Source organism: Streptomyces sp. NPDC005151 (genome assembly GCF_053599875.1).
This window is the reverse complement of sequence record NZ_JBSFYR010000108.1, coordinates 1-21,594: the sequence shown is the minus strand read 5'-3', so window position 1 is coordinate 21,594 and position 21,594 is coordinate 1. Positions and strand designations below refer to the sequence as shown.

The window sequence follows — 21,594 nt, the reverse complement described above, 5'->3', positions numbered from 1 at the left end:
GTTGGGGCCCGCCACCCAAGGTTGGGGGGGGGGGGGGGGGGGGGGGGGGGGGGGGGGGGGGGGGGGGGGGGGTTGGGGGGGGGGGGGGGGGGGGGGGCGCCCCCCCCCCCCCGCCCCCGTTTTCGATCGCCGGAAGGGTCCGGCGGCCGCCGAAGGGCTCAGGGCCGCTTCTGCGGGCGGTACGACGGAGGGCGGTCACCCTGGTCGGGGTGACCGCCCTCCGTCGCGCCTACGGGGCCTACTTGCCCTTGGCGGCTTCCTTGAGCTTCGAGCCCGCGGAGACCTTCACGCTGTAGCCGGCCGGGATGTTGATCGGGTCGCCGGTCTGCGGGTTACGAGCGGTGCGAGCGGCACGGTGGGTGCGCTCGAAGGTCAGGAAGCCGGGGATGGTGACCTTCTCGTCGCCCTTGGCGACGATCTCACCGACGGTCTCGGCGAGCGCGGCCAGCACGGCGTCGGCGTCCTTGCGGGTCACCTCGGCGCGGTCGGCCAGGGCGGCCACCAGCTCACTGCGGTTCATGTTGTTACTCCCGTGTTCTTCTTGCCTGTGAGGCGTGAGATCGAAGCCGATGCTGCCAGGGCCCTCGGACAGTCCCCGAAGCCGGGTCTGTCATTAGACCTCGCGCCTTGTGGGGTCTCCCCTGGACGTAGTCCTTGGGGAAGCATCCTGCCCCCACCTGCGGCGGGAAAGCCAATCCGGCACCCTCCGGAGTCACACGAAAAGCGCCACTGCCTCGTCGTGGTGACGTTCCGTCGACTCCCTGAAGCGGTCCGCAGCGGGTGCGGACTTCTGCGGGGCTCGCTGCCCGCCCACCCTAAAGGGGCGTTTGGGGTGCCGCGACACGCGACGCGCCGTCGGTCAGGCCAACGTGGGGGGCACCGCGGCCGTGGGCGGCGACGGCGGGGGCCGTGGTGGGTTCTGTGAGTGGGTGGTTCAGCCGAGGTCCCCCGGGCCCGTCACAGCGCCCCCGGCACCCTTCGCGGCGTTCCGGACGGCTCCGGCAACCGCTCCCGCGACCCTCTCGTTGAAGACCGACGGGATGATGTAGTTGGCGTTCAGCTCGTCCTCGGCGACGACGTCGGCGAGGGCGCGGGCCGCGGCCAGCATCATCTCCGTGTTGACCGTGCGGGACTGAGCGTCCAGCAGACCGCGGAAGACGCCCGGGAAGACCAGCACGTTGTTGATCTGGTTCGGGAAATCGGAGCGGCCCGTGGCGACAACTGCTGCGGTCTGGCGAGCGATTGCCGGGTCCACCTCGGGGTCCGGGTTCGCGAGCGCGAACACGATCGCGTCGTCCGCCATCGCCGCGACGTCGTCGCCGCCAAGCACGTTCGGGGCGGAGACGCCGATGAAGACGTCGGCGCCCACGACCGCCTGCTTGAGGGTGCCGGTCATCGACTCGGGGTTGGTGTTCTCGGCGATCCAGCGCAGCGGCGAATCGGCGTCGGCGGAGACCAGGTCCTCGCGGCCCGCGTGCACCACACCGTGGATGTCGGCGACGACAGCGTGCTTGACGCCCGCGGCGATGAGCAGCTTCAGGATGGCCGTACCGGCCGCTCCGGCGCCGGACATGACGACCCGTACGTCCCCAATTCCCTTGCCCACCACGCGCAGTGCGTTGGTCAGCGAGGCCAGGACGACGATCGCGGTGCCGTGCTGGTCGTCGTGGAAGACGGGGATGTCGAGGGCCTCGCGCAGCCGTGCCTCGATCTCGAAGCAGCGGGGTGCGGAGATGTCCTCCAGGTTGATGCCCGCGAAGCCGGGGGCGATCGCCTTGACGATCTCGACGATCGCGTCGGTGTCCTGGGTGTCCAGGCAGATCGGCCAGGCGTCGATGCCGGCGAACCGCTTGAAGAGGGCCGCCTTGCCCTCCATGACCGGCAGGGCCGCCATCGGGCCGATGTTGCCGAGACCGAGCACCGCGGAACCGTCCGTCACAACTGCGACGGAGTTGCGCTTGATGGTGAGGCGGCGGGCATCCTCGGGGTTCTCTGCGATCGCCATGCAGACCCGCGCCACACCCGGGGTGTAGATCATCGAGAGGTCGTCACGGTTGCGGATGGGGTGCTTGGACGCCATCTCGATCTTGCCACCGAGGTGCATCAGGAACGTACGGTCGGAGACCTTGCCCAGCACGACACCCTCGATGTCGCGCAGACCTTCGACGATCTCGTCCGCGTGCGTGGTGGAGGAGGCCGCGATGGTGACGTCGATCCGGAGCTTTTCGTGACCGGAAGCGGTCACGTCGAGGCCGGTGACCGAACCGCCGGAGGACTCCACGGCTGTGGTGAGCTGGGAGACTGCTGTGCCGCTCGCGGGCACCTCCAGCCTGACCGTCATCGAGTACGAGACGCTGGGCGCCGTTGCCATGGCCGAGTCCTTCACTTTCCCTAGCTTCATTGCCACGCGGCCGGGGCGTTCGCCTCGGACGCGCTTCCCGATATTCGCACCTACTGACGGGTAGCCGGTAATGACTGCCGCGGTTCGGAAAGTAGTTTCCACCATACGAGATAGGGGGTGTTGAGTGGAACCCCCAACCGGGGCGAACGACACGCCAGGGGCACAAACAAGAACAGACCCGCGCCACCGGAAGGTGACGCGGGCCTGTCTTTTCACTTGAGCGGCACCGACCCGCCATGCTCGCCTCGCGGCAAGTGGTCGCTCGTAGCGACGAAGGTTGGGCCCGGGGGCTTGGATCGAGCCGGTGCCGACACCAGGCTAACAAAGACCCCGGAGAAGTGATTCCCCCGTCGCGGGTTGACTTCTCCCCGCCGGTCTCCGCCCGCCCCCGCCGGCCTCCGGCTCAGCTTGAGATTTAACCTCGCTGTTCGAACATCGCTTGCAGCGAGCCTCGCGACTCCGACGCGCGGCCCATTCATCCGGGTATGGCCGCTTTTGCGACCACGCTCAGCGATTCACTCCTGCGGCCGAAAGAGCTGGTCAGCGCTGTTCGATCCTGGAGGTTAAATCTCAAGCTCAGAGCCTGTCAGGTGACCTTCGATCGGAAAGCGGACGCGGTCTGGTGCGCGCGATTCCAAGGCGCCGGAAGGCCCTCGGATGGGGTCTCCCCTGCTCGAACGAAGCTGAGAGCTTGGGGAAGGAGCTACTAGGGCATTTCGGCAACGCGGGAAGCGTGCGTGCCAGGGCGTGACCGCCCGATCAGAGGTCACCCGACAGGCTCTCAGTCCCTCAGCAGGTCCGGCACACCGTCCTCGTCGGGCTGGTCCCGCTCCCCCGACACCACGGTCAGCTGCTGCGTCGCCCGGGTCAGCGCCACGTACAGCACCCGCAGACCGGCCGGTGACTCGTCCGCGATCTCGGCGGGCGAGACGACCACCGTGGCGTCGTACTCCAGGCCCTTCGCCTCCAGGCTGCCGAGCGCCACCACCCGGTCGCCGAGCTCCGCCAGCCACTTCCGGGCCTGCGCGCGCCGGTGCATCGCGACGACGACACCGACCGTGCCGTCCACCTCGCCGAGGAGCCGCCGCGCCTCCTCCCGTACGGCCTGGGCCGGATCGCCGTCGCGCAGGGCCACGAAGCGGGGCTGCACGCCCGTCGAACGGACCGCGGCCGGGGACTGCATGCCGGGCATCGCGAGCGCCAGCACCTTCGACGCGAGCTCCGCGATCTCCGCCGGGTTGCGGTAGTTGACGGTGAGCGTGAAGTGGCGGCGCGGGCGCCTGCCGAGCGCCTCGTCGCGCGCCTCCGCCGCCTCGTCCGGATCCGACCAGGAGGACTGCGCCGGGTCGCCGACGATCGTCCAGGTGGCCGTCCGGCCGCGGCGGCCGACCATGCGCCACTGCATGGGTGTCAGGTCCTGCGCCTCGTCGACGATGACGTGCGTGTACTCCGTGCGCTCGGCCGCGAGCCGCTCGGCCCGCTCGCGCTGGGTCTCCTCGCGCTGCGGCATCAGCTCCTCCAGACCGGAGAGCTGGTCCAGCGGATCGAACTCGCGCTTCTTCTTCGGCCGGTGCGGGGTGCCGAGCAGCGTGTGCAGCTCGTCGAGGATCGCCACGTCGTGCACGGACAGGGGGCCCTGGCCGGCGCTGTCCAGCCGCTTCAGCGAGCGGGCGAGGCGGCGCACCTCGCCCTGGTTGAGGACCCGGCGCGCCCACCGGCCGAGCCGCTTCTCGTCGGCCATCGCGGCGAGCACCCCGCGCGGGGTGAGCTCGGGCCACCAGGCGTTCAGGAACTCCAGGAACGGCGTCTCGGTGGAGACGTCCTCGTCGAAAGAGGTGCGCAGTTCCGCGGCAAGTTCCGGGTCGGCGTAGCGGCCCCGGCCGGAGGACTTTTTCCACAGGGCGTCCAGGAGCAGCCTGCGGGCACGCGGGCGCAGCAGGTTGACCGGGGCGGTGCCGCCGAGGACGGACTGCCGGATGCGGTGCAGCTCGTCGGCGTTCAGCTCCACGCGGGCGCCGAAGGCGACGACGCGCAGCCGGGTGGGGGTGGTGAGGGGCGCGGCAGCCCCGTCCCCGGACTCGTCGGGCTCACCGAACGACAGCTGGCCGTCCGGCTCGTTCTGCGGCGCGCCCGGGGTCCGCGGCTGTTCCAGCGCCCCGCGGGCCGCCTTGCGCAGCACCTGGAGCATCCGGGAGGAGCCCTTGATCCGCGCGACGGCCGGTTCGTCGTACGTGGTGGCGCCCTCGACACCCGCCGCCTCGTCGGAGAGCGAGCCGACCGCACGGATCGCGACCTGCCCCTCCTCTCCCAGCGAGGGCAGCACCCCTTCGGTGTACGCGACGAGGAGCGGGGTCGGCGAGACGACGAGGATGCCGCCCGCGTACCGCCGCCGGTCCTGGTAGAGCAGGTACGCGGCGCGGTGCAGGGCCACGGCGGTCTTGCCGGTGCCGGGACCGCCGGAGACCTCGGTGACGGAGGCGGCGGGCGCCCGGATCACCAGGTCCTGCTCGGCCTGGATGGAGGAGACGATGTCCCGCATGGTGTGGCTGCGGGCCTGGCCGAGCGCCGCCATCAGCGCGCCGTCACCGATGACGGGCAGCTTGTGGCCGTCCTTGTACGCGGTCAGTTCCGGGCGCATCAGGTCGTCCTCGACCCCGAGGACCTTGCGGCCCTTGGAGCGGATGACCCGGCGGCGTACCACCCGGCCCGGATCCTTCGGCGTCGACCGGTAGAACGGCGCGGCGGCCGGTGCCCGCCAGTCGATGACCAGCGGTGCGTAGTCGGAGTCGAGGACCCCGATCCGGCCGATGTGGAGCGTCTCGGCGATTTCGGCGGTGCTGTCGTCGCGTACGGCGTCGTCGGCCGGTTCGACGGAGGTGTACGCGCCGTCCGGGCCGCGCTCGCCGTCCTTGCCGAGCAGCAGATCGATCCTCCCGAAGAGGAAGTCCTCGAACTCGCTGTTCAGCCGGTTGAGGTGGATCCCGGCCCGGAACACCTGGGCGTCTCGCTCGGCGAACGCACCCGGGGTCCCGACCTGGCCGCGCTTGACGGCATCGTTCATGAGGAATTCCGCCTCGTGGATCTTCTCCTCAAGGCGGTGATAAACACGGTCGAGATGTTCCTGCTCGACACCGGTTTCCCGGTCCCGCAACGAATCGACAGCGGCATCCTGCGCGGCCACCGAGGCCCCTTTCTGACGTGCATTGGGCAGCCGTCAACCCTATGCGAAGGGGGCCCGCCGCGCACCTTCAGCGGGCCCGGATCTGCGCGTCGCAGGTATCGATTGCGCGTCGGACCCCCATGGCGGGTGCGTCCACGGCCCGATTTCCTGCTGCCGCCCCTACGCGTCGATGTCCACCAGCCGCTTGCCGTCGAAGGTCCGCACCTCGAAATGGTCGATGTCGGCGCGGTCCATCGCCGCGCCGCCGTGGACGTAGAGCGGGTACTTCGCGGACGGGTACGTGGAGTCCTTGATGCCGTAGCCCCACTTCGGGACGGACCAGGAGGTGACGACCTCCTCCTCGCCGCTCTTGGACACGGCGATCAGGCTGCACTTCTCCGGACCCCTGACGTTCTTGAGCTCCAGCACCGCGTGCGTGCCCCACGCCTTCTTCTCCATGCCGACGGTGGCGGCGACCTTGGTGGTGGGGTCGGTCGCCTGCACCTTCTCCTGCATGTGGTGGAAGAACGCGTCCTCGGCGGGGCTGGTGGGGTGCGGGTCGGCCGCCTGGGTCGTGCCGCTGTCGCCGCCGGTGGCCATGACCGCGACGACCGGACCACCGATGATCAGCGCCGCTGCCGCCGCCACCAGATACATGCCGCGTCGCTTGCGCCGGGCCCGTTTGGCCGAGACCTCGTCGACCAGCCGGTCGAGCACCCGGGGTGCGGGCGGCTCCGGGACGTACGGGACGGGGCGGGCGCCCGGTGCGGTGGCGGGGGCCTCGGCGAGCACCGCGAGCATGGGTTCCATCCCGGCGAACTCGTCGAGATGGGCGGCGCAGAGCGCGCAGCCCGCCAGATGCGCTTCGAAGGCGGACGCTTCGGCGTCGTCCAGGATGCCCAGGACGTACGCACCGGCGGCGTCGTGCTCCGGCTCTTCCACCGCCGCGCCGGAACCGGAACCGCCGAAGCCGCCGAAGTCATCGGGACCGCCGAAGCTGCCCGGACCGCCGGGGAACACGGGGCGGCCGCGCGGACCTGTGGGGCCGGTGGGGCTGGAGGGACCGGTCGGCCGGGGCCCGAAAGGCTCCCACTCGTGGTCGCTCATGCCGTGATCCCCCTCTCTTCGAGTGCGAGCTTCATCGAGCGCAGTGCGTAGAAGACCCGGGACCGCACCGTGCCGCTGGGTATGCCGAGCACCTCGGCGGCCTGATTGACCGTACGTCCCTTGAAGTAGGTCTCGACCAATGCTTCCCGATGGGCAGGGGTCAAATCGTCGAGCGCATCCGAGAGAGTCATCAGCCACAACGCCTTGTCAATCTCGTCCTCCGCGGGAATGACCTCCAGCGGCGACGGATCGACCTCGTGCGGCCGGGCCTGCCGGCTGCGGTGGCCGTCGATGACGATGCGCCGGGCGACCGTCACCAGCCAGGGGCGGACAGAGCCGGTCGCCCGGTTGAGCTGACCGGCGTTCTTCCAGGCACGGATGAGCGTTTCCTGCACCACGTCCTCGGCACGCTGGCGGTCGCCGGCGACGAGGCGGAGCACGTACCCGAGCAACGGTCCGGCGTGTTCGCGGTAGAGCGCCCGCATCAGCTCCTCGTCCGGAACGGCGGAGGGTGACGCGGGCGGTTCACTGCGATGTCGAGCCCTGTGCGGACGGTCATCGGCCACGGCCGCATCCTTGCGCACCCGAACCTCCCGGTCGAGACCCTGTAGAGCTCCCTGGTCATCGAGTACGGAGGCGGGCCGCGATCCATTCAAAGCCGTTCGAGATTTTTTACGTGGACACGATGTACCCGTGCACGACGGTTCACGCGGAGACATCCGCCGGGGCCGCGAGCGCCGCCGCCCGCCGCCGGTGCCGGGCCACCCGCTCCCGGTTACCGCACACCTCGCTGGAGCACCAGCGGCGGCGCCTCCCCCGTGACGTGTCGAGGTAGAGCCGTCGGCAGTTGTCGCCCTCACAGCGGCGGAGCCCGGCCCGGGCCTCCGGGTCCGTCAGGAGTTCCACGACGTCGCGGGCGACGGCGGCCAGCAGCGCCCCGCACTCGGGCTCGGCACTGAACGCCCGTACCAGAACACCGTTCCCGGCGCGCACGGCCCGCAGTCCCGGCGGCGGCGCGGCGGCGAGTTCATTGACCCGCTCCAGCACACCCTCGGCGCCGCGGCCGCCGAGCTCGGCGGTCAGCAGCCGGTCGACGCCCGTCCGCAACAGGCGGAAGTTCAGCAGCCAGGTGTCGTCGACGGCGTCGAGACATGTGCCCTTCGGTACGAGTCCGGCGGCCAGCAGCCAGTCGGCGAGCCGGTCGCTCCCGTCGAGCAGTTCGCAGGCGCCGGAGGTTCCGATCCCCGTCGCCACCAGGTCCAGGCAGAGCCGCCCGGAGTCGAACCGCCAGTCGCACGAGCCATTACCCGCCGCCATGCGCATGTCACCGCCTCGGGGTCGCCGGTGGGAGCCACCACCAGAGTGCCCCTCGACGACCCGGCCCGTAACCCCTCCAACCGCCGCCGAACTCCCCGCGTACGGTGAGGGCATGAGCGACGATCTCGCGCGACCGCCTTCTCGGCCGGACCCCTGCTGCTGCGGCCCTGGCGCCAGGACGACATACCGGCGCTGGTCGAGGCGTACCGCGATCCGACGATGCGCAACCGGCTGTGGCATCTCGTGACGGACGAGGCGGACGCGGAACGCTGGCTGCGGGTGCAGGCCGAGGGCCGGGAGACCGGCACCCGGTTCAGCTTCGCCGTCGTCGACACGGAGCGGGGCGACGAACTGGTCGGCAATGTGGCGCTGAAGTACCCGCACCCCGGATCCGGTTCGGCCGAGGTCGGCTACTGGACGGCGGTGTGGGCGCGCGGGCGCGGGATCGCCCCGCAGGCGGTCGAAGCGCTCACCGGCTGGGCGTTCACCGCCTTCGCCGCGGACGGCCTTCGACGGCTCGAACTGATCCACCAGGAGGACAACAAAGCCTCGTGCCGGGTCGCGGTCAAGTGCGGATACGCCTTCGCGGAGATCCTCCGGCCCGCGCGCCGTGGCCGCTCGACGGGCATCTGCACGTCCGGCACGCGGCATAGACCGGCCGGGGCGCGCAGCACCGACGGACTCAGCCTGCCGGCGGGCCGTCGTGCAGGATCCGCTGGAACAGCCGGTGGTCCCGCCACTCGCCGTTGATGTGCAGATAGCGCGGAGCCGTACCGAACTCCTCGAAGCCGCACTTGGTGAGCACCCGCTGGGATGCCACATTGTCGAGCACGGTCCCGGCCTCCACCCGGTGCAGCCGCAGCTCGTCCCTGGCCACGGTGCAGATCCGCTGCACGGCGGCGGTGGCCAGACCGCGTCCGGCGTACGTGACATCGACCCAGTAGCCGAGCGCGGCGCTGCAGAACGGCCCGAGCACGATGTTGGAGAGCGTGAAACCGCCGACCGCACGGTCCTCGGCATCGGCGATCACCCAGGGCATCACCCGCCCCGCCTCACGGTCCGCCAGTATCCCGGCCAGGCGCTCCCGCTGACCCTGCTCGGTGTAGAAGGTGTCGGGCCGTACAGGTTCCCAGGGCTGCATGTACGTACGGCTGCGGGTCAGTGCATCGGCGAGCGAGGCGGCGTCGCCCGGGGTGGCGGGACGGAGTCGTACTTCCGCGTCGAGCCGGTGAGCGTCATTGATCATCCCCGCACGGTAGCCCGGCGCGCCTCCGGCCCGCTCGACCGCGCGGCTTCTTCGGGGCGCTGGTCCTCACCGGCGTCGCCGCGTGGCAACAGCGCCGCTCCCCCGGCCCGCGCCGGTGGATCCTCGCCGCGCTCGCGGTGTACGCCGTTGCCTTCCTGCTCACCTCGGGGGTCTCCGTCCCGCTCAACAACGCCCTTGCGGACGCGGGGAATCCGGCACGGATCGCCGATCCCGCCGCCGTACGGGAACGGTTCGAGGACGCGTGGGTCGCCTGGAACGCGGTACGGGCCCTCCTGTGCACCGGCGCGCTCGCCCTGCTCCTGCGCGCCTTCTTCCTGACGGCCCGTCGGCGCCCTCAGGAGTCCGCGTACTTGGCGTCCGCCGCCGGGTCCAGCGCCAGCCGGTAGCCGCGTTTGACGACCGTCTGGATCAGCCGCGGCACACCGAGTGCCGTACGCAGCCGGGCCATCGCCGTCTCCACGGCGTGCTCGTCCGTGTCCTCGGGTTCCATCCAGCGGTAGACGGGTACGCCGACGACTTCGGCGCCGCCCGCCCGGAGCGACTCGACAAAGCCGGGCAGCGGTTCGCCGCGCAGCCCCTGGGCGATCGCCTTGGCGTGGAAGATGCCGGGGATCATCTTGTACGTCGATCCGTTGCCCAGCCCGGTGGGGACGATCAGGGCGATGAATCGGTCGGCCACAGCCGGGGGCTGCGCTTCGCCGAGACGTCCTCGACCCAGCCGACCGCGAGGATCATCAGCGCCAGCAGCGGCCAGACCAGGACCAGCATCAGTTCCGCGTACGAGGAGCTGATGTACGTACCGAGGTGGTCACCGACCCAGGGGACGGTCCACAACTGGTCGATGAGCGGCGAGGTCGCCATGATCAGCAGGTTGTGCCAGAGGTAGATCGTCACCGCGCGGTTGTTGGCGAGGGTGATCAGGCTGTCCAGGCGGGCCAGCCTGCCGGGGAGCTGCCGCCAGGACGGTGCGTACTGGAGCAGGATCGCGCAGAAGCCGAGCGACCAGGTCGCCTGGGCCAGCGGGATCTCGTCGAGATTCCAGCCCTCCTCCGTCAGATGCGCCGAGGCCCACCACAGTCCGAACGCCATCGCGAGCGCGGCGAGCGAGACCGCCAGATAGCGCGGGATCTTCTTCAGCAGCCCGTCGTGGTGGGCGAAGCCGAGAATCCAGCAGGAGCCGAACACCGCGAAGTCGACGAGCCCCTCGCCGGTCTCCCCGGGGACGGTGACCAGTCCGGTGCCGAACACGGCGGTGAGGCCGAGCGGGGCGAGCAGCGTCGGCCAGGGCATCCTGCGGAAGGCCTTCAGCAGCAGCGGCGAGGCGAGCACGAACCAGAGGTAGGCCCGGATGTACCAGAGCGGGCCGACGGCCTGGTCCGCCCAGGACGCCTCCAGGAAGCCGCCCGCTGAGCCGCTCTCCCAGGGATACGGCGGGGCGCCGACCGGAAGGAGGTAGCAGCCCAGCTTGATGAACCACCAGATGCCGTCCTCCTTCAGGGGCTTCCAGCCGAGGGCGAACATGACCGGGACGACGACCGCGGCAAACACCCACATCGGGGGCAGCAGACGGCGGAGCCGGGCGCGGACGACAGCCGGGGCGGGGCGGTCCAGCGAGCGTGCCATCAGTGACCCCGCGAGGGCGAACATGACACCCATGGAGGGGAACACGACCGTCAGCCAGGCCCAGCCGAAGGTGTGGAAGACGACGACACGGACGAGGGCGACGGTGCGCAGCAGGTCGAGATAGCGGTCGCGGCCCGGCCTCTTCGGGGCGGGCGGGGCGGTGGTCTCCGACGACGGTGCGGCGGACTGTCCCGGCACCGGTGCCGGGACCGGGACCGGGACCGGGTGGGGCGGGGGGAATGCGGGGGTGTAGCTGCTCGTCATGCGACGGGCCTCCGATCGTTGACGCGCCTGCCCTGGCTCACCATCGTGCCGGGTGCCTCCACCACTCCGGTACGGCGCAGCTTCTGCCAGCGCAGCCGGCCGCCGGTGAGTGCGGTGATCCAGGACTGGAGCAGCACCACGTACATGAGCTGCCGGTAGAGGATCTGCTGGAGGGGCAGGGAGATCAGATGCGTCATACGTTCCCGGTCGAGCCGGAAGGCGTACGCGGCGCAGACGGCCTGCACCGCGAGGACGCCGAGCCAGGCGACGACGGTCTTCTGGGTGGGGCCGAAGACCAGCCCGTACAGCAGGAAGACATCGATGAGGGGCGCGAGCAGCGGGGCGACGACCATGAACAGGGCGACGAACGGCAGGCCGACGCGCCCGAAGCGGCCGGACGGTCCGCGTTCGATGACGGCGCGGCGGTGCTTCCAGATCGCCTGCATGGTGCCGTACGACCACCGGTACCGCTGCGACCACAGTTGCTGCACGGTCTCCGGCGCCTCGGTCCAGGCGCGGGCGTCTTCCGCGTAGACGACCTGCCAGCCGTCGCGGTGCAGCGCCATCGTGACGTCGGTGTCCTCGGCGAGGGTGTCCTCGCTCATGCCGCCGATCCGGTCCAGCGCATCACGGCGGAAGGCGCCGACCGCGCCGGGGATGGTCGGCATGCAGCGCAGCATGTCGTACATCCGGCGGTCGAGGTTGAAGCCCATCACGTACTCGATGTGCTGCCAGGAACCGATCAGCGAGCCGCGGTTGCCGACCTTGGCGTTCCCGGCGACGGCGCCCACCTCCGGGTCGGCGAACGGCTGGACGAGTTCGCGGACGGTGGCGGGTTCGAAGACCGTGTCGCCGTCCATCATCACGACGATGTCGTGACGGGCGTGTGCGATGCCGTTGTTGAGGGCGGCGGACTTTCCGGCGTTGCGCTGGCGGATGACGCGGACGTTCGGCAGCCGCAGCGCCTCGACGATGTCCGCCGTGCCGTCCGTGGAGCCGTCGTCGATGACGATGATCTCGATGGGGTGGTCGCTCGCCACCAGGGAGCGCACGGTGTTGGCGATGCATTCGCGTTCGTTGTACGCGGGCACCAGCACCGAGACGGGGCTGGTGTACGCGGGTCCCCGGTCGAAGTCCCGCCCTCGGACCTTCCGGGCGTGCAGGAAGGACAGCAGCAGCATCAGGCCGAAGCGGGCGAGGACGAGCACCCCGATGACGGCGAGCCCGGCCACCAGCACGTCGGTGAGGTTCTCCGAGAGGCCGACGGCGTACACGAACGCCTTGCCCTTCCACAGCGCGAGCCCGGTCACGGGGGTGTGCGCGCTGGGGGCACCGAGAGCGGTGGTGAGGTTGGTGAACGTATAGCCCTGCTGCTGCATCCGCGGGAGGAACTCGCCGAGCGCGGCCACGGTCTGGGACCGGTCGCCGCCGGAGTCGTGCATCAGGATGACGGCGCCCTTGCCGTCCTTGGGCGTGGCCCGTTCGATGATCGCGGGGACGCCGGGGCGCTTCCAGTCCTCGCTGTCGGTGTTGTTGACGACGGTGAGATAGCCGCGGGTGCCGACGTACCGGGTGACCGGCCAGGACCTGTTGTCCATCGCGTCGGCGAACGACGAGTACGGGGGCCGGAACAGGGACGTACGGATACCTGCCGCGCCCGCCAGCACCAGCTGGTTCTGGGACAGCTCCCAGTCGATACGGGAGTGGGACTGGTAGGAGAGATCGGGGTGGTTGAAGGTGTGCAGCCCGACCTCGTGCCCCTCCTCGACCATGCGGTGGACGAGTCCGGAGTAGCGCGATGCCATGGTTCCGGTGACGAAGAAGACGCCGTGCGCGTCGTATTTCTTCAGCGCGTCGAGGACCTGCGGGGTCCACACCGGGTCGGGGCCGTCGTCGAAGGTCAGCACGATCCGGTGATCGGGGACGCTCAGCGACTTGGCGGGCCCGGTGGTGCTCCGGGCATCGATGACCGGACCGCCGTCGAGGATCTTGTCGGGTACACGGTCCGTGGCCGCCGGGGCCTGAATGCGGTGGTCGGCGAGGATTTCGCTGTGCACGTAACCGCGCAGCATCAGCATGGCGAGCAGGGCAACGAGGAATACGGACGGCAGCAGATAGCGCATGGGAAGCCTGCGCCGCCTGTTCCGCTTCTGTCGGTTGTGCCTGCCCCGCGAGGCGGGGGTGGTCATTTAGTGGGTGCCTTCTCACTCTTGCACGGGAGGATCCGGGGACTCGGCGGGCTGGGTGGGCGACTGCGTGGGACCGGGATCGACGGGCGGCGTCGTGGTGGCTGCGGGCGACTCGGGGGCCGATGTCGCCGGGGCGGGCTTCGTGCCGCCGCCGGCGGTGTCCCCCGTGTGGCTGGCGCCGACGGTGGGCTTCGACGGGTCCTTGCCGGATGCGGACGCGGACGGGGACGGGGCGCCGGACCCGGCGCTGCCCGAAGGCTTCGCGCGGACGTCGGTCGCCGGATCCGCCACCGTGGCGCCCGGTGCCACGCCCACCGGCACGACCGTGTCCGCGCTGCCCGACGGAGTGGGCGGCGCCTGGACCTCTTCCGCCTTCTTGTGCTGTTTCTGACCGGAGAGCGGCAACCACGGCGCAGTGGAATTACCGCCGAGCAGGGCGACGACCAGCGTCACCGCGTAACAGGCGCAGACCGCGGCAAGGACCCAGCCCAGACGCCTGAACGTCTTGCTGCGCCGGCCGCTCTCGTCGACGAATACCGGACCGTCGGAGCCTTCCGGGGCTCCCGGTTCGGCCGAGAGATCGGAGAGCTGACGCCCGAGACCGTCGCGCTGGACGGTGACGTCGTTCCACTCGTGCGTGTGCCCGGGCCGGGCACCTTCACGCCAATTTTCCACAGGTGTAGGCACATCCCACTCAGATAAACGGGCGCGCACGTTTGAGCCGGTCACGTACCGGCGAACCGGGCCCCCACCCAGTCCGCGCGCCCCTCAGCACCTTGCACCCGGAGGATGAATGTGGCCCACGAAGCTGACGAAAATAGCCCTGAACGGGTGATGCTCAAGATGCGAGATACGCCGTTTTCACACGGCCTGCGGCCGGGCGGTAGGTTTATAACTGCACGCCCGATCCATGTTTGTCCGTCCGGGAGTTGACGGATCGTTGGCCAAGCACACAGCCAATCAGCCCATCCTCCCGGACGAATGTTCCTATCGTGCGGGCAGTTCACGAGAATCGAGAACGGCATGGCACTAGTCGCCGGACTCGCCGGCCTGGCGTTCTCCGGCGGCCGCCGCCTGAGAGCCTGTCGGGTGACCTTCGATCGGAAAGCGGACGCGGTCTGGTGCGTGCGATTCCAAGGCGCCGGAAGGCCCTCGGATGGGGTCTCCCCTGCTCGAACGAAGCTGAGAGCTTGGGGAAGGAGCTACCAGGGCATTCCGGCAACGCGGGAAGCGTGCGTGCCAGGGCGTGGCCGCCCGATCAGAGGTCACCCGACAGGCTCTGAGCCGCCCGACCCGCTGAGCCGCCTCCGGGCCCCCCCTTCACGTCTGCGACATCAGTGCCAGATCGCCCTCGGGAAGCCAGCTCCCGGCGGGTACCTCCAGCCCCCGTTCCGCCGCCGTCACCCCCGCCGCGACCCGCCGCAGCGCGTCCACCCCCGGGTGTTTCAGCCCCTTGCGCCACACCAGCGACACCGGTGACAGCGGTACGGGGTCGACCAGCGGCCGTACGACCATCCCCGGCACGTCGATGAACTCGGTGCTCGCCAGCACCGACCAGCCCTGCTTCCGCACCACCCGGACGAACTCCTCCTCCCCCACGATCTCCGGGAACGGGGCCACCAGTTCGATCCCCCGCCCCGCGAAGAGCCGCTCCGCGAGGTCGGTCCACTCCGCCGTGGCCGGGTTGCCCGCCGCCGCGTACAGCCGCTCCCCCGTCAGCGCCCCCATCGGGACCTGGGCGAGCGAGGCCAGCGGATGGTCGTCGCGCAGCAGGACGGTCAGCCGTTCGAAGCAGACCGGCTGATGCGCCAGCCCCGCCCGTACCGCCGGATCCAGCCCCGCGACCCGGCCGAAGGAGACATCGAGCCGCCCGGCCAGGATCTCCGCCGCCGCCCCCGTCAGCCCGCTCAGATAGCGCGCCACGAACTCCACTCCCGGCGCCTCGTCGCGGGCCAGCCCGAGCAGTCGGTGACCCGTCCCGATCGGGACGCTGACGTCGACCAGCAGCGGGCGCGTCTGCACCGCCCAGGCGGCGCGGAGGTCGTCGTGGGCGGCGATCACCCGGCGGGCGTGCGGCAGCAGCCGTCCGCCGTCGGATGTGAGGGAGACCTGGCGGGTGGTCCGTACGAACAGCTCCGCACCGAGTTCGCGCTCCAGCCGGCGGATGTCGCGGCTGAGCGCCTGCTGGGCCAGGTAGAGCCGGGCGGCGGCACGGGTGAAGTGCAGCTCCTCGGCGACGGCGACGAAGGCGCGCAGCAGCCGCGGCTCGATATCGGAGGAAGTCACGGGCCCGAATTTACAACACAGGTGCGTGAATGGGTGCGGAGCAGGTGTTGGACCGCACGGGCCGGCCACCGCGAGGGTTGAGCCATGCCGTACGACACTCCCACCACGCCCCTGCATGCCGTCTCCGGAGACATGCTGGTGATCGCCCCGCGGACCGGCGCTCCCGTCCGCCGCGCCTCCACCAACCCGTACCGCCGGCTGCTCGCCACCCCCGGCGCCCGCGCCTTCACGGCGGGCAATCTGATCGCCCGGCTGCCGATGGGCATGTTCAGCGTCAGCGCGGTCGTCATGATCGCCGGGTCGCGCGGTTCGTACGCCCTGGCCGGGGCGGTCACCGCGACCGGGCTCGCCGCGACCGCCGTGGTCGCACCCTGGACGGCCCGGCTCGTCGACCGGTACGGCCAGGCCCGGATCGCCGTGCCCGCCACCGCGATCGCCGTGCTCGGCTCGCTCGCGCTGCTGCTCTGTGTGCACTACGACGCCCCGGACTGGACGCTCTTCGCCGCCTACGCCGCGACCGCCACCACCCCCAACACCGGCGGCATGTCCCGTGCCCGGTGGGCCCATCTGCACCGCGGCGACCCGGCCGCCCTGCACACCGCGAACTCCTTCGAACAGGCCGCGGACGAGCTGTGCTTCATGCTCGGCCCCGCCCTCGCCGCGTTCCTCTGCGCGGCGCTCTTCCCGGAGGCCGGGACACTCATCGGTGCGGTGCTGCTGATGACGGGCGTGCTGATCTTCGCCGCTCAGCGCGCCACCGAACCCCCGGTGACGCCCGGCACACGGGCGCGCTCCCCGCTGCGCACCCGGGGCATGCCCGCACTGCTCGCCGCCTTCCTCGCCACCGGCGCGGTCTTCGGTGCCATGGAGGTCGTCACGATCGCGCACGCCGGAGGCGCGATCCTGGCGCTCCAGGCGGGCGGCTCGTGCGTGGCGGGACTGCTGTACGGGTCGCTGCGCCCGGCCGTGGACATCCGGCGGCGGCTCCTGTGGTGCCTGGCGGGGATGACGGCGCTGATGTCCCTGCCGCTGCTCGCCGCCTCCTCGACCGATTCGCTCCTCGCGCTGGCCGGTAGTCTGCTCATGGCCGGCGCGGCGACGGCGCCGACGATGGTCACCGGGATGACGCTGGTGCAGCGGCTGACCCCCGAGGGTCAGTTGAACGAGGGCATGACGCTCTCCGTCACCGCGCTGCTGGGCGGAATAGCGGCCGGTTCGGCGACCGGCGGCTGGATGGTGGAGCACGCCGGGACGGTCACGGCGTACGTGGTGCCGGGGTGCGCGGCGGGGCTGGCGCTCGCGGTGGCGGCGGCCGGGATCCGCGTGCGCGGCAACGGCGCGTGACCCCGCACCGGCGCGAGGACGCCGTACCCGCACACAGAACGAGGACCCCGCTGCCGGTGGGCAACGGGGTCCTCGTTCACATGGGAATTGTGGAGATGGCGGGAATCGAACCCGCGTCCAACGGTGCAGAATCAGGGCTTCTCCGAGCGCAGTTCGCTGCGATTTTCTCGGCCCCGGAGATCTCGCGAACAAGTCTCCGACGGGCTCAGTCACTGTTTGATTTCCCACCGAACCCCGTGACCGGGATCAGTGGTTTAGTCCCCTAGATTATGCCAGGGTCCGGGTCGGGAACACTCCCGGGCTGACACCCATTAAGGGTCCCTCACTCACTGCTTATTAGGCAGCGAGGGCGAAGGACTGGGAATCGCTCTTGGAATTGGCGATTATTGGTTGCGACATATGGTTTACGAGATCATTGCCGCTTCCTCGGCTCGCTTCCCCTGCTTCGACATCCGCTGTCGAAACCGATCATCCCCATGTTGATTTTTCAAAGGCGCACCGGCTGTGCGGTGCAGTCCCATCGTACGTGACCGACGGGCGACGGTGCCAGCCTATTCCTGCCGGAGCGCGCTCAGGCGCTCCGCTGCCGCCGCCGGGCCGCCGAGACCGCACGGTTCGTCTCGCGCAGGTCCTGCTTCTCGCGCAGCGTCTGCCGCTTGTCGAACTCCTTCTTGCCCTTGGCGAGCGCGATCTCGACCTTGACCCGGCCCTCCTTGAAGTACAGCGCGACCGGCACGATCGTGTGCCCCGTCTCCTGCGACTTCGACTCCAGCTTGTCGATCTCGGCCCGGTGCATCAGCAGCTTGCGCTTGCGCTTGGCGGAGTGGTTGGTCCAGGTCCCCTGCACGTACTCGGGGACGTGCACGTTGTGCAGCCACGCCTCGTGCCCGTCGATCTGGACGAAGCCGTCCACCAGCGAGGCCCGGCCCAGCCGCAGCGACTTGACCTCGGTGCCCATCAGTACGAGACCGCACTCGTAGGTGTCGAGGATGTGGTAGTCGTGCCGCGCCTTCTTGTTCTGCGCGATGAGCTTGCGCCCTGTGTCCTTTTCCTTAGCCATAGTGTGGCCATTTTCGCACTACGACCCGCCCCCGAGGCCACTCAATACTGTCTCGGCCCGCTGGACGGCCCGGGAGGCGACCACGAGATCCGGGGTGATGCCGCGGCCGTCGACGCTGCGGCCCGCCGGCGTGCGGTAGTGGCCGACGGTCAGCTCGGCCACCAAGCCGCCCGGGAGCCTGCTGGGCATCTGCACGGACCCCTTGCCGAAGGTGCGCGAGCCGACGGTGACGGCACGGCCCCGGTCCTGGAGGGCTCCGGTCAGCAGCTCGGCCGCACTCATGGTGCCGCCGTCGACGAGGACGACGACCGGGCGGACCGTGTCACCGCCCGGCGTGGCGTAGAGGGCGCGCTGCACGCCGTGCACGTCGTACGTGGCGACCAGCCCGCCGTCGAGGAATCCGGAGGCGGCGACCACCGCCTCGGTGACCAGTCCTCCGGAGTTGCCCCGGAGATCGAGCAGCACCCCGGCGCCCGCCGGTGCGTCCCGGACCGCGTCGCGGATCCTGGCGCCCGAGCCCTTGGTGAACGAGTCGACCTTGATCAGCACAGCTGCGGGGGAATCGGAACGGTCCGGTCCGAGCTGCTTCGCCCCGAGCCTGCGGACCGTGACGGCCTCGATGGTGAGCCGGGCCCGGGTCAACGTCAGCGTCCTGGCCGGGCCGGGGGCGTCGCGCTGGACTCCCAGCACGACGGTGGTGCCCACGGCTGCGCTCGTACGGTCCCCGCGCAACAGGGCGACCACCTCGGAGACGGGGCGCCGGTCGACCCGGCGTCCGTCGACGGTACGGAGCAGATCGCCGGGCTCGATGCCGGCCAGGTCGGCGGGGCCGCCGGGCTGGACCCGGGCCACCGCGACCAGTCCGGCGGCGGAGCGCTTCGCGGCCAGGCCGACGCCCGTATAGGAGCCGTCGAGGGCCTGCTCGAACTCCTCGTACTCCCGCTCGTCGTACACCGCGCCCCAACGGTCCCCGCTGCGACTGACGACCTCCTCGGCCGCCTCCGTACTCGACTTGCCGTCGGCCACCGCCTCGGCCGCTGCGGCGGCGATCTCGTCGCGGTCGACGGTGGAGGCGACGGAACGCGACTTTATCGCCGCGGTCCTCTCGTCACGCTGCGGCAGCGACCCGGTGGCCGCCGCCGTGGCGAGGACGCTCGCGAAGACCAATGTCAGGGCCGCCCCGCGGCCGAAGCCGCGGGGCCGGAGACGATGCGTAGGGCCCGACATGGCGACGAGTCTAGGACAACGCCCCGAGGGCGCACGGCCGGTTGACCGCACGCCCCACAGGGCGCATGTCACACCTTGAGGTACTTGCGGAGCGCGAAGAGCGCGGCAAAGGCAGGCATCAGCAGACCGATCGCGAGGACCAGCGGCAGCTTGGTGAAGACCGCGTCCCAGCCGATGAAGTCGATCAGGTTGAGCTTCGACTTGAGCGCCAGTCCGCCGTCGATCAGGAAGTACCGCCCGGCCAGCAGCATGACGCAGGCGAGCACGCCACCGATGAGACCGGCGAACGCGGCTTCCATGATGAACGGTATCTGGATGTAGAAGCCTGAGGCGCCGACGAGCCGCATGATGCCCGTCTCGCGGCGCCGGCTGAACGCCGAGACGCGGACGGTGTTCACGATCAGCATCAGGGCAATGACCAGCATCAGCGCCATCACGAAGAGCGCGGCCACATTCATGCCGTTCATCAGACCGAAGAGGTTGTCCAGGATCCCTCTCTGGTCCTGGACGGACTGCACCCCGTCACGTCCGGCGAAGGCGGTGGCGACGACCTTGTACTTCTTCGGGTCGTGGAGCTTGACCCGGAAGGACTCCTGCATCTGGTCCTCGGTGATGTTGCCGGCCATCGGTGAGTCGCCGAACTGCTCCTGATAGTGCTTGAACGCCTCGGCGGCCGACTCGTGGGAGACCTTCTCGACGACCTTCATCTTCCCGAGGTCGGTCTCGATCGCCGTCTTCTGCTCATCGGTGACGGCGCCCTTGGCGCACTTCGGCACCGACTCCGCGTCGCTCTTGCTGCAGAGGAAGATCGAGACATTGACCTTGTCGTACCAGTAGTCCTTCATCGTGCTGACCTGTTCGCGCATCAGCAGCGCGCCGCCGAACAGGGCGAGCGAGAGGGCGACGGAGACGACGACGGCGAAGGTCATCGTGAGGTTGCGACGGAGACCGACGCCGATCTCCGACAGGACGAACTGGGCGCGCATGGCGTCCTTTCAGTACTCGATGCTCAGCGGTTCCGGCGCGGCCGGTACCGCTCAGTGCTGATAGCCGTAGACGCCGCGGGCCTGGTCGCGTACAAGACGGCCCTGCTCCAGCTCGATGACGCGCTTGCGCATCTGGTCGACGATGTTCTGGTCGTGGGTCGCCATGATGACGGTGGTCCCGGTCCGGTTGATCCGGTCCAGGAGCTTCATGATGCCCACGGAGGTCTGCGGGTCGAGGTTGCCGGTCGGCTCGTCCGCGATCAGCAGCATGGGACGGTTCACGAACGCCCGCGCGATCGCCACGCGCTGCTGCTCACCACCGGAGAGCTCGCCGGGCATCCGGTCCTCCTTGCCGCCGAGCCCGACGAGGTCGAGGACCTGCGGAACGGCCTTGCGGATCTCGCCGCGCGGCTTGCCGATGACTTCCTGGGCGAACGCCACGTTCTCCGCAACGGTCTTGTTGGGGAGCAGGCGGAAGTCCTGGAAGACGGTGCCCAGCTGGCGGCGCATGTGCGGCACCTTCCAGTTGGACATGCGCGCGAGGTCCTTGCCGAGAACGTGGACCATGCCCTGACTGGCGCGCTCCTCACGGAGGATGAGTCGCATGAAGGTGGACTTGCCGGAGCCGGAGGAGCCCACCAGGAAGACGAACTCGCCCTTCTCGATATCGAGAGACACATCCCGTAGAGCGGGACGGCTCTGCTTCGGGTAGGTCTTGGAGACGTTGTCGAATCGGATCACGAATGCACCACGGTCGGCCGGGAGTAGGTGTGCGTGACCATACGCGACCCGGGCTCAGCCGTGCAGGCGCGCGTCCCGTGATGGGCGATTTATGGCGGAACGGAACCGGGTGGGGGCGCAACCGGAACCGGAACGGACCGGGTGTTCTCCGGCGGGCCGCGCCGAATTCCACGCGACCTGGCACAGTGGAGGGGGAACGGATGCGTTTCCAGGAGCGTTGTGCGGAGAGAAGGCGTATGCGGCTCCGCCGCGCGGGAGGAGGAAAGCGCATGACCTATGACCGACTGGTGTGCGCAAACTGCGCGGCGCCCGTCACCGAGGGCCGATGCCCCGTATGCCGGGCCAGCCGCGCACGGCTGCAGCAGGATCAGGGCCAGGGACCGTTCGCGGGGCTGAGCCCGGCGATGCTGGTCGCCCTGCTGGTGGTGCTGGTGGGCGCGCTGGCGCTGCTGGCGCACCAGACCGTGTAGCTGCCCGTAGCCGCCCGTACGGCGGGAGTGAGAGTACGTGGAAGGGCCCGGGACGTACTTGAGTTCTAGTGGTCGTTGCAACACCCCAGCTCAGGGGATGCAATGGACTTCGAGATACGCGCGGACCGGGGGCCGCAGGGGCGTAGGAAGCT

General features: G+C 70.1%; 19 protein-coding genes, 1 other RNA gene and 1 pseudogene. 4 read left to right on the top strand and 17 right to left on the bottom strand.

Annotated features, from left to right (window positions below; translation table 11 throughout):
* Nucleotides 1–238: 238 nt before the first annotated feature.
* The 6 genes from ACWD6R_RS34890 to ACWD6R_RS34865 all read right to left on the bottom strand — a co-directional run bounded on the left by ACWD6R_RS34890 (nucleotide 239) and on the right by ACWD6R_RS34865 (nucleotide 7,985).
* Nucleotides 239–520: an HU family DNA-binding protein gene (locus tag ACWD6R_RS34890; protein ID WP_003968811.1), complete on the bottom strand. Its 282-nt coding sequence runs from the start codon at nucleotides 518–520 to the stop codon at nucleotides 239–241.
* Nucleotides 521–934: 414 nt separating this feature from the next.
* Nucleotides 935–2,371 (bottom strand): malic enzyme-like NAD(P)-binding protein, encoded by a 1,437-nt coding sequence (locus ACWD6R_RS34885; protein ID WP_451822401.1) that lies wholly within the window; start codon nucleotides 2,369–2,371, stop codon nucleotides 935–937.
* 811 nt (nucleotides 2,372–3,182) lie between these two features.
* Nucleotides 3,183–5,582: a HelD family protein gene (locus ACWD6R_RS34880; RefSeq protein WP_451822400.1), complete on the bottom strand. Its 2,400-nt coding sequence runs from the start codon at nucleotides 5,580–5,582 to the stop codon at nucleotides 3,183–3,185.
* A gap of 159 nt (nucleotides 5,583–5,741) precedes the next feature.
* Nucleotides 5,742–6,668 (bottom strand): anti-sigma factor family protein, encoded by a 927-nt coding sequence (locus tag ACWD6R_RS34875; protein WP_451822399.1) that lies wholly within the window; start codon nucleotides 6,666–6,668, stop codon nucleotides 5,742–5,744.
* Nucleotides 6,665–7,252 carry a sigma-70 family RNA polymerase sigma factor gene (locus ACWD6R_RS34870; protein ID WP_451822398.1) on the bottom strand — a complete coding sequence of 196 codons (588 nt, stop codon included), beginning with the start codon at nucleotides 7,250–7,252 and terminating at the stop codon, nucleotides 6,665–6,667. The genes ACWD6R_RS34875 and ACWD6R_RS34870 overlap by 4 nt, the downstream gene beginning before the upstream one ends.
* Before the next feature lie 121 nt (nucleotides 7,253–7,373).
* Nucleotides 7,374–7,985, bottom strand: a complete 612-nt coding sequence (locus ACWD6R_RS34865; RefSeq protein WP_451822397.1) for a CGNR zinc finger domain-containing protein — start codon at nucleotides 7,983–7,985, stop codon at nucleotides 7,374–7,376.
* 153 nt (nucleotides 7,986–8,138) lie between these two features.
* Here ACWD6R_RS34865 and ACWD6R_RS34860 point away from each other — a divergent pair, with 153 nt between their 5' ends.
* Nucleotides 8,139–8,735 carry a GNAT family N-acetyltransferase gene (locus ACWD6R_RS34860; RefSeq protein WP_451822404.1) on the top strand — a complete coding sequence of 199 codons (597 nt, stop codon included), beginning with the start codon at nucleotides 8,139–8,141 and terminating at the stop codon, nucleotides 8,733–8,735.
* On the opposite strand, the gene ACWD6R_RS34855 is transcribed toward ACWD6R_RS34860, so the two are convergent.
* The gene (locus tag ACWD6R_RS34855; RefSeq protein ID WP_451822396.1) at nucleotides 8,668–9,231 is read right to left on the bottom strand and encodes a GNAT family N-acetyltransferase; all 564 of its coding nucleotides are present in this window, start codon (nucleotides 9,229–9,231) and stop codon (nucleotides 8,668–8,670) included. The two genes, ACWD6R_RS34860 and ACWD6R_RS34855, sit on opposite strands and share 68 nt — an antisense overlap.
* Before the next feature lie 59 nt (nucleotides 9,232–9,290).
* Between ACWD6R_RS34855 and ACWD6R_RS34850 the strand changes: the two genes are divergently transcribed.
* Nucleotides 9,291–9,638, top strand: a complete 348-nt coding sequence (locus tag ACWD6R_RS34850) for an anthrone oxygenase family protein (protein WP_451822403.1) — start codon at nucleotides 9,291–9,293, stop codon at nucleotides 9,636–9,638.
* Here ACWD6R_RS34850 and ACWD6R_RS34845 read toward each other — a convergent pair.
* From ACWD6R_RS34845 to ACWD6R_RS34825, 5 genes and pseudogenes are all read right to left on the bottom strand, one after another.
* A pseudogene (locus ACWD6R_RS34845) lies at nucleotides 9,587–9,727 on the bottom strand (uroporphyrinogen-III synthase); the annotation flags it as partial. The gene ACWD6R_RS34850 and the pseudogene ACWD6R_RS34845 overlap by 52 nt on opposite strands.
* A gap of 179 nt (nucleotides 9,728–9,906) precedes the next feature.
* The gene (locus ACWD6R_RS34840) at nucleotides 9,907–11,139 is read right to left on the bottom strand and encodes an acyltransferase family protein (protein ID WP_451822395.1); all 1,233 of its coding nucleotides are present in this window, start codon (nucleotides 11,137–11,139) and stop codon (nucleotides 9,907–9,909) included.
* Nucleotides 11,136–13,262 carry a bifunctional polysaccharide deacetylase/glycosyltransferase family 2 protein gene (locus tag ACWD6R_RS34835; protein WP_451822402.1) on the bottom strand — a complete coding sequence of 709 codons (2,127 nt, stop codon included), beginning with the start codon at nucleotides 13,260–13,262 and terminating at the stop codon, nucleotides 11,136–11,138. Before ACWD6R_RS34835 ends, ACWD6R_RS34840 begins: the two co-directional genes overlap by 4 nt.
* Before the next feature lie 81 nt (nucleotides 13,263–13,343).
* On the bottom strand, nucleotides 13,344–14,003 hold the full coding sequence (locus ACWD6R_RS34830) for a hypothetical protein (RefSeq protein WP_451822394.1): 660 nt from the start codon (nucleotides 14,001–14,003) through the stop codon (nucleotides 13,344–13,346).
* A gap of 645 nt (nucleotides 14,004–14,648) precedes the next feature.
* Complete coding sequence (locus ACWD6R_RS34825; protein ID WP_451822393.1) at nucleotides 14,649–15,614, bottom strand: LysR family transcriptional regulator; 966 nt, start codon at nucleotides 15,612–15,614, stop codon at nucleotides 14,649–14,651.
* Nucleotides 15,615–15,698: 84 nt separating this feature from the next.
* On the opposite strand from ACWD6R_RS34825, the gene ACWD6R_RS34820 reads away from it, so the two are divergent.
* Nucleotides 15,699–16,958 carry an MFS transporter gene (locus ACWD6R_RS34820; protein WP_451822392.1) on the top strand — a complete coding sequence of 420 codons (1,260 nt, stop codon included), beginning with the start codon at nucleotides 15,699–15,701 and terminating at the stop codon, nucleotides 16,956–16,958.
* 87 nt (nucleotides 16,959–17,045) lie between these two features.
* Here ACWD6R_RS34820 and ssrA read toward each other — a convergent pair.
* The 5 genes from ssrA to ftsE all read right to left on the bottom strand — a co-directional run bounded on the left by ssrA (nucleotide 17,046) and on the right by ftsE (nucleotide 20,972).
* Nucleotides 17,046–17,434, bottom strand: a transfer-messenger RNA (tmRNA) gene (ssrA, locus tag ACWD6R_RS34815).
* A gap of 95 nt (nucleotides 17,435–17,529) precedes the next feature.
* Nucleotides 17,530–18,018, bottom strand: a complete 489-nt coding sequence (gene smpB / locus ACWD6R_RS34810; RefSeq protein WP_451822391.1) for an SsrA-binding protein SmpB — start codon at nucleotides 18,016–18,018, stop codon at nucleotides 17,530–17,532.
* 18 nt (nucleotides 18,019–18,036) lie between these two features.
* Nucleotides 18,037–19,245: a S41 family peptidase gene (locus tag ACWD6R_RS34805; protein WP_451822390.1), complete on the bottom strand. Its 1,209-nt coding sequence runs from the start codon at nucleotides 19,243–19,245 to the stop codon at nucleotides 18,037–18,039.
* A gap of 68 nt (nucleotides 19,246–19,313) precedes the next feature.
* A complete protein-coding gene (gene ftsX, locus ACWD6R_RS34800) occupies nucleotides 19,314–20,231 on the bottom strand; it encodes a permease-like cell division protein FtsX (RefSeq protein WP_451822389.1) in 918 nt (305 codons plus the stop codon).
* Nucleotides 20,232–20,282: 51 nt separating this feature from the next.
* The gene (gene ftsE / locus ACWD6R_RS34795; protein WP_024489199.1) at nucleotides 20,283–20,972 is read right to left on the bottom strand and encodes a cell division ATP-binding protein FtsE; all 690 of its coding nucleotides are present in this window, start codon (nucleotides 20,970–20,972) and stop codon (nucleotides 20,283–20,285) included.
* A 269-nt stretch (nucleotides 20,973–21,241) separates the two neighbouring features.
* Between ftsE and ACWD6R_RS34790 the strand changes: the two genes are divergently transcribed.
* Complete coding sequence (locus ACWD6R_RS34790) at nucleotides 21,242–21,442, top strand: hypothetical protein (protein ID WP_451822388.1); 201 nt, start codon at nucleotides 21,242–21,244, stop codon at nucleotides 21,440–21,442.
* Nucleotides 21,443–21,594: the final 152 nt, after the last annotated feature.

What these genes read in the sequence shown, in the direction of transcription:
- ACWD6R_RS34790 (WP_451822388.1), top strand. Translation starts at nt 21,242, where the DNA reads ATGACCTATGACCGACTGGTGTGCGCAAACTGCGCGGCGCCCGTCACC.
- ACWD6R_RS34875 (WP_451822399.1), bottom strand. Translation starts at nt 6,668, where the DNA reads ATGAGCGACCACGAGTGGGAGCCTTTCGGGCCCCGGCCGACCGGTCCC.
- ACWD6R_RS34840 (WP_451822395.1), bottom strand. Translation starts at nt 11,139, where the DNA reads ATGACGAGCAGCTACACCCCCGCATTCCCCCCGCCCCACCCGGTCCCG.
- ACWD6R_RS34820 (WP_451822392.1), top strand. Translation starts at nt 15,699, where the DNA reads ATGCCGTACGACACTCCCACCACGCCCCTGCATGCCGTCTCCGGAGAC.
- ACWD6R_RS34885 (WP_451822401.1), bottom strand. Translation starts at nt 2,371, where the DNA reads ATGGCAACGGCGCCCAGCGTCTCGTACTCGATGACGGTCAGGCTGGAG.
- ACWD6R_RS34805 (WP_451822390.1), bottom strand. Translation starts at nt 19,245, where the DNA reads ATGTCGGGCCCTACGCATCGTCTCCGGCCCCGCGGCTTCGGCCGCGGG.
- ACWD6R_RS34855 (WP_451822396.1), bottom strand. Translation starts at nt 9,231, where the DNA reads ATGATCAATGACGCTCACCGGCTCGACGCGGAAGTACGACTCCGTCCC.
- ACWD6R_RS34865 (WP_451822397.1), bottom strand. Translation starts at nt 7,985, where the DNA reads ATGGCGGCGGGTAATGGCTCGTGCGACTGGCGGTTCGACTCCGGGCGG.
- ftsX (WP_451822389.1), bottom strand. Translation starts at nt 20,231, where the DNA reads ATGCGCGCCCAGTTCGTCCTGTCGGAGATCGGCGTCGGTCTCCGTCGC.
- ACWD6R_RS34890 (WP_003968811.1), bottom strand. Translation starts at nt 520, where the DNA reads ATGAACCGCAGTGAGCTGGTGGCCGCCCTGGCCGACCGCGCCGAGGTG.
- smpB (WP_451822391.1), bottom strand. Translation starts at nt 18,018, where the DNA reads ATGGCTAAGGAAAAGGACACAGGGCGCAAGCTCATCGCGCAGAACAAG.
- ACWD6R_RS34835 (WP_451822402.1), bottom strand. Translation starts at nt 13,262, where the DNA reads ATGCGCTATCTGCTGCCGTCCGTATTCCTCGTTGCCCTGCTCGCCATG.